The 15,233-nt window shown below is 50.4% G+C and carries 10 protein-coding genes and 1 pseudogene; 8 read left to right on the top strand and 3 right to left on the bottom strand.

The window, feature by feature from the left end:
* Positions 1-5: 5 nt before the first annotated feature.
* The 7 genes and pseudogenes from rarA to ACQ29O_RS14160 all read left to right on the top strand — a co-directional run bounded on the left by rarA (position 6) and on the right by ACQ29O_RS14160 (position 10,211).
* Positions 6-1,349 (top strand): replication-associated recombination protein RarA, encoded by a 1,344-nt coding sequence (gene rarA / locus ACQ29O_RS14190; RefSeq protein WP_000067792.1) that lies wholly within the window; start codon positions 6-8, stop codon positions 1,347-1,349.
* Between the two features lie 258 nt (positions 1,350-1,607).
* Entirely contained in the window at positions 1,608-2,900 is a 1,293-nt protein-coding gene (gene serS, locus ACQ29O_RS14185; RefSeq protein ID WP_000886697.1) for a serine--tRNA ligase, read from the top strand.
* A gap of 236 nt (positions 2,901-3,136) precedes the next feature.
* Positions 3,137-5,581: pseudogene (gene dmsA, locus ACQ29O_RS14180) on the top strand (dimethylsulfoxide reductase subunit A).
* Between the two features lie 10 nt (positions 5,582-5,591).
* Positions 5,592-6,209 (top strand): dimethylsulfoxide reductase iron-sulfur subunit DmsB, encoded by a 618-nt coding sequence (gene dmsB, locus ACQ29O_RS14175; protein WP_000213069.1) that lies wholly within the window; start codon positions 5,592-5,594, stop codon positions 6,207-6,209.
* Between the two features lies 1 nt (position 6,210).
* The gene (locus ACQ29O_RS14170) at positions 6,211-7,074 is read left to right on the top strand and encodes a dimethyl sulfoxide reductase anchor subunit family protein (protein WP_000534676.1); all 864 of its coding nucleotides are present in this window, start codon (positions 6,211-6,213) and stop codon (positions 7,072-7,074) included.
* 349 nt (positions 7,075-7,423) lie between these two features.
* Positions 7,424-8,572, top strand: coding sequence for an MFS transporter (locus ACQ29O_RS14165; RefSeq protein ID WP_000109268.1), 1,149 nt, complete (start codon positions 7,424-7,426; stop codon positions 8,570-8,572).
* Positions 8,573-8,789: 217 nt separating this feature from the next.
* Positions 8,790-10,211 carry an APC family permease gene (locus ACQ29O_RS14160; RefSeq protein ID WP_001134268.1) on the top strand — a complete coding sequence of 474 codons (1,422 nt, stop codon included), beginning with the start codon at positions 8,790-8,792 and terminating at the stop codon, positions 10,209-10,211.
* 292 nt (positions 10,212-10,503) lie between these two features.
* On the opposite strand, the gene pflA is transcribed toward ACQ29O_RS14160, so the two are convergent.
* Both pflA and ACQ29O_RS14150 read right to left on the bottom strand, forming a co-directional pair.
* Positions 10,504-11,301 (bottom strand): pyruvate formate lyase 1-activating protein, encoded by a 798-nt coding sequence (pflA, locus tag ACQ29O_RS14155; protein WP_000067974.1) that lies wholly within the window; start codon positions 11,299-11,301, stop codon positions 10,504-10,506.
* Positions 11,302-11,419: 118 nt separating this feature from the next.
* A complete protein-coding gene (locus tag ACQ29O_RS14150) occupies positions 11,420-11,746 on the bottom strand; it encodes a hypothetical protein (RefSeq protein ID WP_012543336.1) in 327 nt (108 codons plus the stop codon).
* Positions 11,747-11,876: 130 nt separating this feature from the next.
* Here ACQ29O_RS14150 and sopD2 point away from each other — a divergent pair, with 130 nt between their 5' ends.
* Entirely contained in the window at positions 11,877-12,836 is a 960-nt protein-coding gene (gene sopD2 / locus ACQ29O_RS14145) for an SPI-2 type III secretion system effector SopD2 (RefSeq protein WP_001145568.1), read from the top strand.
* Positions 12,837-12,911: 75 nt separating this feature from the next.
* Here the strand turns inward: sopD2 and pflB are convergent, their stop codons facing one another.
* A complete protein-coding gene (gene pflB, locus ACQ29O_RS14140) occupies positions 12,912-15,194 on the bottom strand; it encodes a formate C-acetyltransferase (RefSeq protein WP_001292799.1) in 2,283 nt (760 codons plus the stop codon).
* Positions 15,195-15,233 lie beyond the last annotated feature (39 nt).

The raw sequence follows: 15,233 nt of genomic DNA, 5'->3' as shown, positions 1-15,233 counted from the left end.
GATGAGTGAGCAATCTGTCGCTCGATTTTTCTGATAATACGTTTCAACCGCTGGCCGCGCGAATGCGGCCGGAAAATTTAGCGCAGTATATCGGCCAGCAGCATTTGCTGGCCGCAGGTAAGCCGTTGCCTCGCGCTATTGAGGCCGGGCATCTGCACTCCATGATTTTATGGGGGCCGCCAGGGACGGGGAAAACCACGCTCGCTGAAGTGATCGCCCGCTACGCCAGCGCCGATGTCGAGCGTATTTCCGCCGTCACTTCTGGGGTAAAAGAGATTCGTGAAGCTATCGAGCGCGCCCGCCAGAATCGTAATGCTGGTCGCCGTACCATCCTGTTTGTCGATGAAGTGCATCGCTTTAACAAAAGCCAGCAGGACGCCTTTTTACCGCATATCGAAGATGGCACTATCACCTTTATCGGCGCGACCACGGAAAATCCCTCTTTTGAGCTGAACTCGGCGCTATTGTCGCGAGCGCGGGTCTATCTGCTGAAATCGTTGACCACTGACGATATCGAGCAAGTACTGGACCAGGCGATGCAGGACAAAACGCGTGGTTACGGCGATCAGGATATCGTGTTACCGAATGAGACACGGCGAGCGATTGCTGAGCTGGTCAATGGCGACGCGCGGCGCGCCTTAAATACGCTGGAAATGATGGCTGATATGGCGGAGGCGGATGACAGCGGCAAACGCGTTTTATTGCCCGCCTTGTTGACCGAGATCGCCGGCGAGCGCAGCGCGCGTTTTGATAACAAAGGCGATCGCTTCTACGATCTTATTTCCGCCTTACATAAATCAGTGCGCGGCAGCGCGCCGGATGCCGCCCTCTATTGGTATGCCCGTATCATTACTGCGGGAGGCGATCCGCTGTACGTGGCGCGTCGCTGCCTGGCGATTGCCTCGGAAGATGTGGGTAATGCCGATCCGCGCGCGATGCAGGTCGCCATTGCCGCGTGGGATTGTTTCACCCGCGTTGGCCCGGCTGAAGGCGAAAGGGCGATCGCGCAGGCTATCGTTTATCTCGCCTGCGCACCGAAGAGCAACGCCGTCTATACCGCCTTTAAGGCTGCGCTGGCCGACGCGCGCGAACGTCCTGATTATGACGTTCCTGTCCATCTGCGTAATGCGCCAACCAAACTGATGAAAGAGATGGGCTATGGCCAGGAGTACCGCTATGCCCACGATGAGCCCAATGCCTATGCTGCGGGTGAAGTGTACTTCCCGCCGGAAATCGCGCAAACGCGCTATTATCATCCGACAAATCGTGGTCTGGAAGGCAAGATTGGCGAAAAGCTCGCCTGGCTGGCTGAACAGGATCAAAATAGCCCCACAAAACGCTACCGCTAGTGTAAACGTTGCGGTAAGGTTATCTCTAAATATGATGCTCCAGGTATCATGGCGTTGATGATGAATCTCGTTATGCCTGATAGCACGTTGCTTATGAGGTCCGCGGGTATAGCGCAATGGATGCGTTGTTGCTGTCGTCGGTCTGGTAAGGCGAAAACGTCGCTATTACGTAAACGCGGTTTACGTTCATCAATACAATCAGAGGCGATCATCAATTGATCGCGTTTCCTTTTATTATTCGATAAGCACAGGATAAGCATGCTCGATCCCAATCTGCTGCGTAATGAGCCAGACGCAGTCGCTGAAAAACTGGCACGCCGGGGCTTTAAGCTGGATGTAGATAAGCTGCGCGCTCTTGAAGAGCGTCGTAAAGTTTTGCAGGTCAACACGGAAAACCTGCAGGCGGAGCGTAATTCTCGATCGAAATCCATCGGCCAGGCGAAAGCGCGCGGGGAAGATATCGAGCCTTTACGCCTGGAAGTGAATAAACTGGGCGAAGAGCTGGATGCGGCGAAAGCCGAGCTGGATACCTTGCTGGCGGAGATCCGCGATATCGCACTGACCATCCCAAACCTGCCTGCGGATGAAGTGCCGGTAGGTAAAGATGAAAACGACAACGTTGAAGTCAGCCGCTGGGGTACCCCGCGTGAGTTTGATTTTGAAATCCGCGATCACGTCACCTTAGGGGAAATGCACTCCGGCCTCGACTTTGCCGCCGCGGTTAAGCTGACCGGCTCCCGTTTTGTGGTGATGAAAGGACAGATTGCGCGTATGCATCGCGCATTGTCGCAGTTCATGTTGGATCTGCATACGGAACAGCACGGCTATAGCGAAAACTACGTGCCGTATCTGGTTAACCACGACACGCTGTATGGCACCGGTCAACTGCCGAAATTCGCAGGCGACTTGTTCCATACCCGTCCGCTGGAAGAAGAAGCAGACAGCAGCAACTATGCTTTGATCCCGACGGCGGAGGTTCCGCTGACCAATCTGGTACGCGATGAAATCATCGACGAAGATCAACTGCCGATTAAAATGACGGCGCATACGCCTTGTTTCCGTTCTGAAGCAGGTTCTTATGGTCGTGATACCCGTGGCCTGATTCGTATGCATCAGTTTGACAAAGTTGAGATGGTGCAGATCGTTCGCCCGGAAGATTCTATGGCTGCGTTGGAAGAGATGACCGGTCACGCGGAAAAAGTGCTCCAGCTACTGGGACTGCCGTACCGTAAAATCATTCTGTGCACTGGCGATATGGGCTTCGGCGCCTGCAAAACCTATGACCTCGAAGTCTGGGTTCCGGCGCAGAATACCTACCGCGAGATCTCTTCCTGCTCTAACGTCTGGGACTTCCAGGCGCGTCGTATGCAGGCACGTTGTCGCAGCAAGTCCGACAAAAAGACCCGTCTGGTCCATACCCTGAATGGTTCTGGTCTGGCGGTAGGTCGTACCCTGGTGGCTGTGATGGAAAACTATCAGCAGGCTGATGGCCGCATTGAAGTGCCGGAAGTATTACGTCCGTACATGAACGGACTGGAATATATCGGCTAATCCTCGCTTTCTCCTCTTCTAAAAAGCGCCTTCGGGCGCTTTTTTTATGCCAGTTTGATACCGGACAATAATCCCTACCCTATTAGGGGTAATACTGATTTCGAATGAAGTTCAGTTTTTAACACTATTTTTATATTTTTTCGATATATATCAGACTTTATAGCGAAGTTATCGCTATATAAAATTCTATACATCGTTTTATTGCTTTTTTATTGTGAGCAGCAGAGTGAGCCCTTATGAAAACTAAGATCCCTGATGCCGTGCTGGCAGCCGAGGTGAGCCGTCGTGGTTTAGTCAAAACCACCGCGATAGGCGGCCTGGCGATGGCCAGTAGCGCATTTACCCTGCCATTTACCCGCATCGCTAACGCCGCAGAGGCGATAAGCCCGACGAAAACCGACGAGAAAGTCGTCTGGAGCGCCTGTACGGTAAACTGTGGCAGCCGTTGTCCGCTACGTATGCATGTTGTGGATGGCGAAATCAAATATGTTGAAACGGATAATACCGGAAACGATGATTACGATGGCCTGCACCAGGTTCGCGCCTGCCTGCGCGGTCGTTCTATGCGTCGTCGCGTCTATAACCCGGATCGGCTCAAGTATCCGATGAAGCGCGTCGGCGCGCGCGGCGAAGGTAAATTTGAGCGTATTAGCTGGGACGAAGCCTACGATATCATTGCCACCAATATGCAGCGTCTTATCAAAGAGTATGGCAACGAGTCCATTTATCTGAACTATGGCACGGGAACGCTGGGCGGCACTTTGACACGTTCATGGCCGCCAGGAAAAACGCTGGTCGCTCGTCTGATGAACTGCTGCGGCGGTTATCTTAATCACTACGGTGATTACTCTTCCGCGCAAATCGCAGCGGGTCTGAACTACACCTATGGCGGCTGGGCGGATGGCAATAGTCCGTCCGACATTGAAAACAGTAAGCTGGTGGTATTGTTTGGCAATAACCCTGGCGAAACCCGCATGAGCGGGGGCGGTGTAACGTATTATCTTGAACAGGCGCGGCAGAAATCAAACGCGCGGATGATCATTATCGATCCTCGTTACACCGACACCGGCGCCGGTCGCGAAGATGAGTGGATTCCGATTCGTCCAGGTACCGATGCGGCGCTGGTCAATGGTCTGGCATATGTCTTAATCACCGAGAACATGGTCGATCAGCCGTTCCTGGATAAATATTGCGTTGGTTATGACGAAAAAACCTTGCCTGCCAGCGCGCCGAAAAACGGTCACTACAAAGCCTATATTCTGGGCTAGGGTAAAGACGGTATCGCGAAGACGCCGGAGTGGGCGGCGCAAATTACCGGTATCCCGGCGGATCGCATTATTAAGCTGGCGCGAGAAATCGGCAGCGCTAAACCCGCCTATATTTGCCAGGGATGGGGACCACAACGTCATGCTAATGGAGAAATCGCCACGCGCGCCATCTCGATGCTGGCGATCCTGACGGGTAATGTTGGGATTAACGGAGGTAACAGCGGCGCGCGCGAAGGGTCTTATGCCCTGCCATTTGAACGTATGCCCACGTTAGAAAACCCGGTTGAAACCAGCATCTCCATGTTTATGTGGACCGATGCCATTGAACGCGGCCCGGAAATGACGGCGCTGCGTGATGGCGTGCGGGGGAAAGATAAGCTGGACGTGCCGATTAAAATGATCTGGAACTATGCTGGCAACTGTTTGATTAACCAGCACTCTGAGATTAACCGCACCCACGAAATCCTGCAGGATGACAAGAAATGCGAAATGATCGTCGTTATCGACTGTCATATGACCTCGTCGGCAAAATACGCCGATATTCTGTTGCCGGATTGCACTGCTTCTGAGCAGATGGACTTTGCGCTGGATGCCTCCTGCGGGAACATGTCTTACGTTATCTTCACTGACCAGGCAATTAAACCGCGCTTCGAGTGTAAGACGATTTATGAGATGACCAGCGAACTGGCGAAACGTCTTGGCGTGGAACAACAGTTTACCGAAGGACGGACGCAAGAAGAGTGGATGCGTCATCTGTACGAACAGTCGCGTAAATCCATTCCGAATCTGCCCACCTTTGAGGAGTTCCGTAAGCAAGGCATCTTCAAACAGCGCGACCCCGAAGGCCACCATGTCGCCTATAAAGACTTCCGCGAAGATCCGCAAGCGAATCCACTTACAACGCCATCGGGCAAGATTGAAATCTATTCACAGGCGTTGGCGGATATCGCCGCTACCTGGGAGCTGCCGGAAGGCGACGTGATCGATCCATTACCGATCTACACGCCAGGTTTTGAAAACTATAACGATCCGCTAACGGATAAATTCCCGCTGCAGTTGACGGGTTTCCACTATAAAGCGCGTGTGCATTCCACTTATGGCAACGTAGACGTACTGAAAGCCGCCTGTCGCCAGGAAATGTGGATTAACCCAATGGATGCGCAGAAACGCGGTATCAACAATGGCGATAAAGTCCGCATCTTCAACGATCGCGGCGAAGTTCATATCGAGGCTAAAGTGACGCCGCGCATGATGCCGGGCGTGGTCGCTCTGGGAGAAGGCGCATGGTATGACCCGGATGCAAAACGCGTGGATCAGGGCGGATGTATTAACGTACTGACGACCCAACGTCCTTCTCCGCTGGCGAAGGGGAACCCGTCACATACGAACCTCGTTCAGGTTGAAAAGGCGTAAGGAGTAACCGATGACAACCCAGTATGGATTTTTTATTGATTCCAGCCGTTGCACCGGTTGCAAAACCTGCGAACTGGCCTGCAAGGACTACAAAGATTTGACCCCGGATGTCAGCTTCCGTCGCATTTATGAGTATGCAGGTGGCGACTGGCAGGAGGATAACGGCGTCTGGCACCAGAACGTCTTTGCCTACTATCTCTCTATCTCCTGTAACCACTGCGAAGACCCGGCCTGCACCAAAGTCTGCCCGAGCGGCGCGATGCACAAGCGCGATGACGGTTTTGTGGTGGTGAACGAAGAGGTCTGTATCGGTTGCCGCTACTGCCACATGGCCTGCCCGTACGGCGCGCCGCAGTACAACGCGGCCAAAGGTCATATGACCAAGTGCGATGGCTGTTATGACCGGGTGGCGGAAGGTAAGAAACCGATCTGCGTCGAATCCTGTCCGCTGCGGGCGCTGGATTTCGGCCCGATAGACGAACTGCGCAAAAAACACGGTGAGCTGGCTGCCGTCGCGCCGTTACCGCGCGCGCATTTCACGAAGCCGAATATTGTGATTAAACCCAACGCCAACAGCCGCCCGACCGGGGACACTACCGGTTATCTGGCCAATCCGAAGGAGGTATAAGATGGGAAGTGGATGGCATGAATGGCCGTTGATGATCTTCACGGTCTTTGGTCAGTGCGTGGCCGGTGGTTTTATTGTTCTGGCTTTGGCGCTGATGAAGGGCGACCTGCGCGCGGAAACGCAGCAGCGGGTGATCGCCTGTATGTTTGGTCTGTGGGTGCTGATGGGGATTGGCTTTATCGCCTCGATGCTGCATCTGGGCTCGCCGATGCGCGCGTTTAACTCGCTTAACCGCGTGGGTGCTTCCGCACTGAGCAATGAAATTGCCAGCGGCTCGGTGTTTTTTGCGGTCGGCGGGATTGGCTGGCTGCTGGCGGTACTGAAAAAGCTGCCGCCGGCACTGCGCACACTCTGGCTGATTATCACGATGGTACTGGGCGTCGTCTTCGTCTGGATGATGGTACGCGTCTATAACAGCATCGATACAGTACCGACCTGGTATAGCGTCTGGACGCCGCTGGGCTTCTTCCTGACGCTCTTTATAGGGGGCCCGCTACTGGGTTATCTGCTGCTGCGCATCGCAGGCGTGAACGGTTGGGCGATGCGTTTGTTGCCTGCGGTGTCGGTGCTGGCGCTGGTGGTTATTGCCATTATGGTGGCCATGCAGGGCGCGGAACTGGCGACGATTCACAGTTCCATTCAGCAGGCGTCTGCTCTGGTGCCGGATTATGGTTCGCTGATGGCCTGGCGTATGGTGCTGCTTGCGGCGGCGTTGTGCTGCTGGATTGTGCCACAGTTAAAAGGGTATCAACCTGCGGTACCGTTGCTCTCTGTCGCCTTCATTCTGATGCTGGCGGGGGAATTGATTGGCCGCGGCGTATTCTATGGGCTGCATATGACCGTGGGCATGGCGGTAGCCAGCTAACGCGTTGACGCGCATTCGGCCTGCAGAACGTGCAGGCCGAATTCGCCTTTAGCCGCCATCAATCTAAGGAATATAACCGGGGCGGAGAAGGCGCATATAAATCCATAGAGAAGAAAACGAAGCTAAAGGAACCATGAAATTTTTCGACTGAACAAAACGCCGATTTTGCGGGTTAGATCAATAAAAACAAGGGGATGAATTTTTAGCCTTTCAATATATTCACGTGCAGAATAAGTAAATCAAATCGATAGTCTCAAAACTTGAGAATCGCCCATGCGGAGCCGATTGACAATGTTTTTGGCGATGGCATGATGCGCATGAAATTTGAACTTCCTCACGGTTTTTATTCATGTCCACCTATACCCGTCCCGTCATGCTTTTGCTGTGCGGGCTACTTTTGTTGACCCTGGCCATTGCGGTACTGAATACGCTTGTGCCGCTGTGGCTTGCTCAGGCAAACCTTCCTACCTGGCAGGTGGGGATGGTCAGCTCGTCTTATTTTACCGGCAATCTGGTCGGGACGTTATTTACCGGGTATTTAATTAAACGCATTGGGTTTAACCGTAGCTATTATCTTGCCTCGCTGATCTTCGCCGCGGGTTGTGTCGGGTTGGGGGTGATGGTGGGGTTCTGGAGCTGGATGAGCTGGCGTTTTATTGCCGGTATCGGCTGCGCCATGATTTGGGTGGTTGTCGAAAGTGCGTTGATGTGCAGCGGAACCTCGCATAATCGCGGGCGCCTGCTGGCTGCCTATATGATGGCCTATTACATGGGGACCTTCCTTGGACAATTATTGGTCAGTAAAGTATCTGGTGAATTGCTGCACGTCCTTCCCTGGGTGACCGGAATGATTCTGGCGGGAATTCTGCCGCTACTCTTTACCCGAATTGTAAATCAGCAAACGCAGGCACGTCATTCCTCTTCTATTAGCGCCATGCTGAAGCTACGCCAGGCGCGTCTTGGCGTGAATGGTTGTATTATTTCCGGCATTGTTCTTGGTTCATTATATGGCCTGATGCCGTTATATCTGAAGCATCAGGGGATGGCTAACGCCAGCATCGGTTTCTGGATGGCGGTGCTGGTGAGCGCCGGCATTTTGGGGCAATGGCCAATGGGACGTCTGGCGGACAAATTTGGTCGCTTGCTGGTGTTACGCGTACAGGTATTCGTTGTCATACTCGGTAGTATTGCCATGTTAACCCAGGCGGCGATGGCGCCAGCTCTGTTTATTCTGGGGGCGGCGGGTTTTACGCTTTATCCCGTCGCAATGGCCTGGGCCTGTGAAAAAGTCGAACATCACCAGCTTGTGGCAATGAACCAGGCGCTGTTGTTAAGTTATACGGTAGGGAGCCTGTTGGGGCCGTCTTTTGCTGCGATGTTAATGCAGAATTATTCAGATAATCTGCTGTTTATTATGATCGCCAGCGTATCGTTTATTTATCTGCTGATGCTGTTACGTAACGCCGGCCAGACGCCTAATCCTGTCGCCCACATCTGACTGTTCTCTGAATCGTATGCAGGACGTGAGTCTTGCATACTATTTGTTTATGTTTTACGTAAAATAATTGACCTGCATAATTTTCTTGCTTTGCTGAAAAATAAAATGTGCCGAAGGTTATAATTTTGCGCTCCTCTATTTTCTCTCTTCGTCTTTACCGCGCATAATCCCCCGCTTCATTTATAGTAATAGCATTGTGTTCACGAAGGATCGCGTTATGCCGAATGTGCAGGAAAAACAGTTGCGATGGTACAACATCGCCCTGATGTCGTTTATTACCGTTTGGGGATTCGGCAATGTTGTCAATAACTATGCTAACCAGGGGTTAGTGGTTGTCTTCTCCTGGGTGTTTATTTTTGCGCTCTATTTCATTCCTTATGCCTTAATCGTGGGGCAACTGGGCTCAACCTTCAAAGAGGGAAAAGGGGGCGTCAGTACCTGGATTAAGCATACGATGGGGCCGGGGTTGGCTTACCTTGCGGCATGGACCTATTGGGTCGTGCATATTCCCTACCTGGCGCAAAAGCCGCAGGCGATACTCATTGCATTGGGATGGGCTTTAAAAGGCGACGGCTCGTTGATAAAAGAATATACCGTCGTTGCCTTGCAGGGGCTGACGCTGGCATTGTTTGTTTTCTTTATGTGGGTTGCTTCCCGGGGGATGAAATCGCTAAAGGTTGTTGGGTCTGTGGCCGGGATTGCCATGTTTATCATGTCAATTTTATATGTTGTGATGGCAGTGACCGCGCCAGCAATTACAAACGTTGAAATTGCGACCACTAACATCACCTGGCAGTCATTTATTCCTCATATCGATTTTACCTATATCACCACCATCTCTATGTTGGTCTTTGCGGTTGGTGGGGCAGAGAAGATCTCGCCTTATGTCAACCAGACGCGGAATCCAGGAAAAGAATTTCCGAAGGGGATGCTCTTTTTAGCCGTCATGGTTGCGGTCTGCGCTATCCTCGGTTCGTTGGCGATGGGAATGATGTTTGATTCGCGGCATATACCTGACGATTTAATGACTAATGGGCAATATTATGCATTCCAGAAATTGGGTGAGTATTACCATATGGGTAATTCATTAATGGTGATTTATGCCATTGCCAATACTCTGGGGCAAATCGCCGCGCTGGTGTTTTCTATTGATGCGCCACTGAAAGTTTTACTGGGTGATGCGGACACTAAATATATCCCGCAGCGCTTATGTCGTACTAACGCTTCAGGTACGCCTGTTAACGGTTATTTGCTGACATTAGTGTTGGTCGCTATCTTGATTATGTTGCCAACGCTTGGCATCGGCGATATGAACAACCTGTACAAATGGCTGCTTAATCTCAATTCAGTCGTTATGCCGCTGCGCTATCTGTGGGTATTTGTCGCCTTTATTGCCGTCATTCGACTGGCGCAAAAGTACAAACCCGAATATGTGTTTATTCGCAACCGGGCGTTGGCGTTAACTGTGGGAATATGGTGTTTTGCCTTCACCGCGTTTGCCTGCCTTACCGGTATTTTCCCCAAAATGGAGGCGTTCACGCCGGAGTGGACATTCCAGCTGACGTTGAACATCGTGACGCCTTTTGTCCTGGTCGGGTTGGGATTAATTTTCCCACTGCTGGCGCGTAGAAACACATAACGACGCTCTTTTCCACGGCGCTCTTGTCAGGCGAGCGCCTTTTAAGGTTACAGGTGCCTGGGTTCCAGGCGGAGACCACGGTATTAACAGGCGCCGGGGGCAGCAATAGTTGTCAGACCTTCAACCCAGCAGCAGATAAGCGACTCTGTATTTAATACCTGGTTAGCGCAATATTGTTAACCATGCCTGTCTGATGGCGGGGTCGGGTATTTTAGCGGTAAGAGCGTTATCCAGACAGCAAAACGGCTACCGTCATGGGTAGCCGTTTAAAAGCGGGTAAGATAGCAGGCGATTAATACATCACTTTATGACCATACTGCTCAAGAATACCCTTTACACGCTCCATGGTCTCTTTTTTAGGCGGCTTCACGCCATCCAGTTTATATTCTTCGCCCATTGCCACCCATTTATGTTTGCCCAGCTCATGATAGGGCAACAGTTCGATTTTTTCGACATTACCCATATCGCGGGTAAACTCGCCCAGGCGATGCGCGGAATCATCGTCGTCAGACCAGCCGGGAACGACAACGTAACGGATCCAGACCTTCACATTTTTCTTTGATAAATACTGCGTGAATTCCAGCGTCCGGTGATTAGAGACACCGACCAGATTCTGGTGGATCTCATCATTCATCTGCTTGAGATCGAGCATCACCAGATCGGTAACGTCCAACAGTTCATCAATCACCGGGTCATAACGGCGCACAAAGCCGTTGGTGTCGAGACAGGTGTGGATACCTTCTTTTTTACAGGCGCGAAACCAGTCGCGTACAAATTCTGCCTGCAAAATGGCCTCGCCGCCGGATGCCGTCACGCCGCCGCCAGAAGCATTCATAAAATGCCGATAGGTCACCACCTCTTTCATTAAGTCTTCAACGGTGATTTCTTTACCGCCATGCGTATCCCATGTGTCGCGGTTATGGCAATACAGGCAGCGCATCAGGCAGCCCTGAAAAAAGGTAATAAAGCGGATGCCTGGGCCATCAACGGTGCCACAGGACTCAAAGGAGTGAATGCGACCAATAACCGGCTTTTTATCAGCAGTTACTGCAACACTTTCATTTGTAATACAATTGGTTAAGTTACTCATATCGCTTCGGCTAGCTCTAAATAACATGGGGTTTATGGACACATTCCGGGCATGTTGAGCACCCTGGTAAGGGGGTTGCATCCTGTAAAAAAGCGGTACTGCGAGCGTAAATTTTGGACTACAGAATGTGTGGCTGTTCCAGAATGTGCTGCAATGGAGCTATTTTACCTCTATTCAGTATAAAATATACGGCAAATCTATGCTGCATAACTCGCACCGCCAGAAATTCTGGCTCATTCATCAGCTCGTAACGCCTCAACCGCAATACATACTGTAAGTGTATCATCCATAGCGTCCTGGTTTTGCTGTTTATGATCCGCCTCTTTTTTCGAATGGTTGGCGCCGTTTTGTTGTGGTCAGAACGAAAATAATTCTCAACATAATTCAGATGTGTCCAAAGAACGTTATGCGCTGTCCAGCGCCTGGCGTCGCATTCAACGCGCAATCAGGTGTAAATCTGATGTCATTTCTAAACCCAGGCTGATTCAATCTCTTAAATAGAGTGTGGTTTTAATCAAAAAATGAGAGCAACGGATTGGATCTTGCTTTCGCGGTAAATAATCAAGGGAGTTATTATGCCAGTTACGTTAAGTTTTGGTAATCGTCATAACTATGAAATTAATAATTCACGGCTAGCCCGTTTGATGAGTCCTGATAAAGAAGAAGCGCTATACATGGGGGTATGGGATAGATTTAAGGACTGCTTCAGAACACACAAAAAACAAGAGGTGCTGGAGGTATTATATACACTCATCCATGGATGTAAACGTGAAAATCAAGCTGAACTTAATGTTGATATAACCGGCATGGAGAAGATACATGCCTTTACACAATTAAAACAATATGCTAATCCATCTCAACAAGACCGCTTTGTTATGCGTTTTGATATGAATCAGACACAAGTTTTATTTGAGATTGATGGCAAGGTTATTGATAAATGTAATTTGCATCGTCTCCTCAATGTTTCAGAAAACTGTATTTTTAAAGTGATGGAAGAAGATGAAGAAGAGTTGTTTTTTAAAGTATGTATTAAGTATGGAGAAAAAATTGCCCGCTATCCAGAATTATTAGAAGGATTTGCTAATAAACTTAAAGATGCAGTTAATGAGGATGATGACGTTAAGGATGAAGTTTATAAGCTTATGCGATCTGGAGAAGATCGAAAAATGGAATGTGTTGAATGGAATGGTACTCTTACTGAAGAGGAGAAGAATAAACTACGCTGTCTTCAAATGGGGTCTTTTAATATTACTACCCAATTTTTTAAAATAGGTTACTGGGAATTAGAGGGGGAAGTCCTGTTTGATATGGTTCATCCAACACTTAGCTATCTGCTACAAGCATATAAACCGTCATTGTCATCTGATTTAATAGAAACTAACACCATGCTGTTTTCTGATGTATTAAATAAGGATTATGATGATTATCAAAATAATAAAAGAGAAATTGATGCTATTCTAAGAAGAATATATAGATCACATAATAACACTTTATTTATAAGTGAAAAGTCGAGTTGTCGCAATATGCTTATATAAAAAGTCATTAAAAAGGCCCCACTGATATGAAGCCTTTTTTGTACGCTTTTTATGGCGTAATTTCAGTCAAACCCATTACATGGTCTGCGTGAAGGTACGAGTAATAACGTCCTGCTGCTGTTCTTTCGTCAGGGAGTTAAAACGTACTGCGTAACCAGATACACGGATGGTCAGCTGCGGATATTTTTCCGGATGTTCCATCGCGTCCAGCAGCATTTCACGGTTCATGACGTTGACGTTCAGGTGCTGACCGCCTTCGATGGACGCTTCGTGGTGGAAGTAACCATCCATCAGACCTGCCAGGTTAGTCTTACGAACTTCGTCGTCTTTACCCAGTGCGTTCGGAACGATAGAGAAGGTATAAGAAATACCATCTTTCGCGTAAGCAAACGGCAGTTTAGCAACGGAGGTCAGAGAAGCGACAGCGCCTTTCTGGTCACGACCGTGCATCGGGTTAGCACCTGGTCCGAACGGCGCGCCAGCGCGACGACCATCCGGGGTGTTACCGGTTTTCTTACCATACACAACGTTAGAAGTGATGGTCAGAACAGACTGCGTCGGGATAGCGCCACGGTAGGTGGTCAGTTTCTGAATTTTCTTCATGAAACGTTCTACCAGGTCAACCGCCATGTCATCTACACGAGCGTCGTTGTTACCAAACTGCGGGTATTCGCCTTCGATTTCGAAGTCGATAGCCAGACCATCTTCGTCACGAATCGGTTTAACTTTCGCATATTTGATGGCAGACAGGGAGTCAGCAGCAACGGACAGACCTGCGATACCACACGCCATGGTGCGGATAACGTCACGGTCGTGCAGCGCCATCAGAGAGGCTTCGTAGCTGTACTTGTCGTGCATGTAGTGGATAACGTTCAGCGCGGTGACATACTGTTTAGCCAGCCAGTCCATGAAGTGATCCATGCGATCCATCACTTCGTCGAAGTTCAGAACATCGCCTTTGATCGGTTCGGATTTCGGACCAACCTGCATTTTCAGTTTTTCATCAACGCCGCCGTTGATAGCGTACAGCATGGTTTTCGCCAGGTTTGCACGCGCGCCGAAGAACTGCATTTGTTTACCAACGATCATCGGGCTTACGCAGCATGCGATAGCGTAGTCATCGTTGTTGAAGTCCGGACGCATCAGGTCATCGTTCTCGTACTGCAGAGAAGAGGTGTCGATGGAGACTTTAGCGGCGAATTTCTTGAAGTTCAGCGGCAGTTTTTCAGACCACAGAACGGTGATGTTCGGCTCCGGAGACGGCCCCATGGTGTACAGGGTGTTCAGGAAACGGAAGCTGTTTTTGGTGACCAGAGTACGGCCATCAACGCCCATACCGCCGATAGATTCGGTTGCCCAAATCGGGTCGCCGGAGAACAGTTCATCATATTCAGGAGTACGCAGGAAGCGAACCATACGCAGTTTCATGACCAGGTGGTCAATCATTTCCTGTGCGTCTTGCTCGGTGATTTTGCCTGCTTTCAGGTCACGTTCGATGTACGCATCCAGGAAGGTGGATACACGACCGAAGGACATTGCTGCGCCGTTCTGAGATTTAACCGCAGCCAGGTAACCGAAGTAAGTCCACTGGATTGCTTCCTGAGCGTTAGTCGCCGGACCAGAGATATCGCAGCCGTATTTAGCTGCCATTTCTTTGATCTGACCCAGAGCGCGGTGCTGTTCAGCGATTTCTTCACGCAGACGGATAGTCGCTTCCAGATTTACGCCGTTTTCCAGATCGGATTGCAGAGACGTAAACTGTGCGAATTTGTCTTTCATCAGGTAGTCGATACCGTACAGCGCTACGCGACGGTAGTCACCGATGATACGGCCACGGCCATACGCATCCGGCAGACCGGTCAGAACGCCGGATTTACGGCAACGCAGGATGTCCGGAGTATAAACGTCGAACACGCCCTGGTTGTGAGTCTTACGGTATTCGGTGAAGATTTTTTTGATCATTGGGTCCAGCTCGCGATTGTACGCTTTGCAGGAACCTTCAACCATTTTGATGCCGCCGAACGGGATAATCGCACGCTTCAGCGGAGCTTCAGTCTGCAGACCAACAATTTTCTCAAGCGCTTTGTTGATGTAGCCAGCGTCGTGAGAAGTGATGGTGGAAGCAACGGAGGTGTCAAAGTCAACAGGCGCGTGAGTGCGGTTTTCCTGTTTAACGCCTTCCATTACGCTGTCCCACAGCTTGGTGGTCGCGTCAGTAGCGCCAGCCAGGAAGGACTCGTCACCCTCATACGGAGTGTAGTTTTTCTGAATGAAGTCACGGACGTTTACTTCATTCTGCCAGTCACCTTTGGTAAAACCTTCCCAGGCTGTGGCTAACTTTTCATTAAGCTCGGACATGTAACACCTACCTTCTTAAGTGGATTTTTTATTTACTGC

It is taken from the genome of Salmonella sp. GDC200615 (genome assembly GCF_050574145.1).
Lineage (GTDB): Bacteria > Pseudomonadota > Gammaproteobacteria > Enterobacterales > Enterobacteriaceae > Salmonella > Salmonella enterica.
Note: the sequence above shows the minus strand (reverse complement) of the source record. Positions and strands in the feature narration are given on the sequence as shown.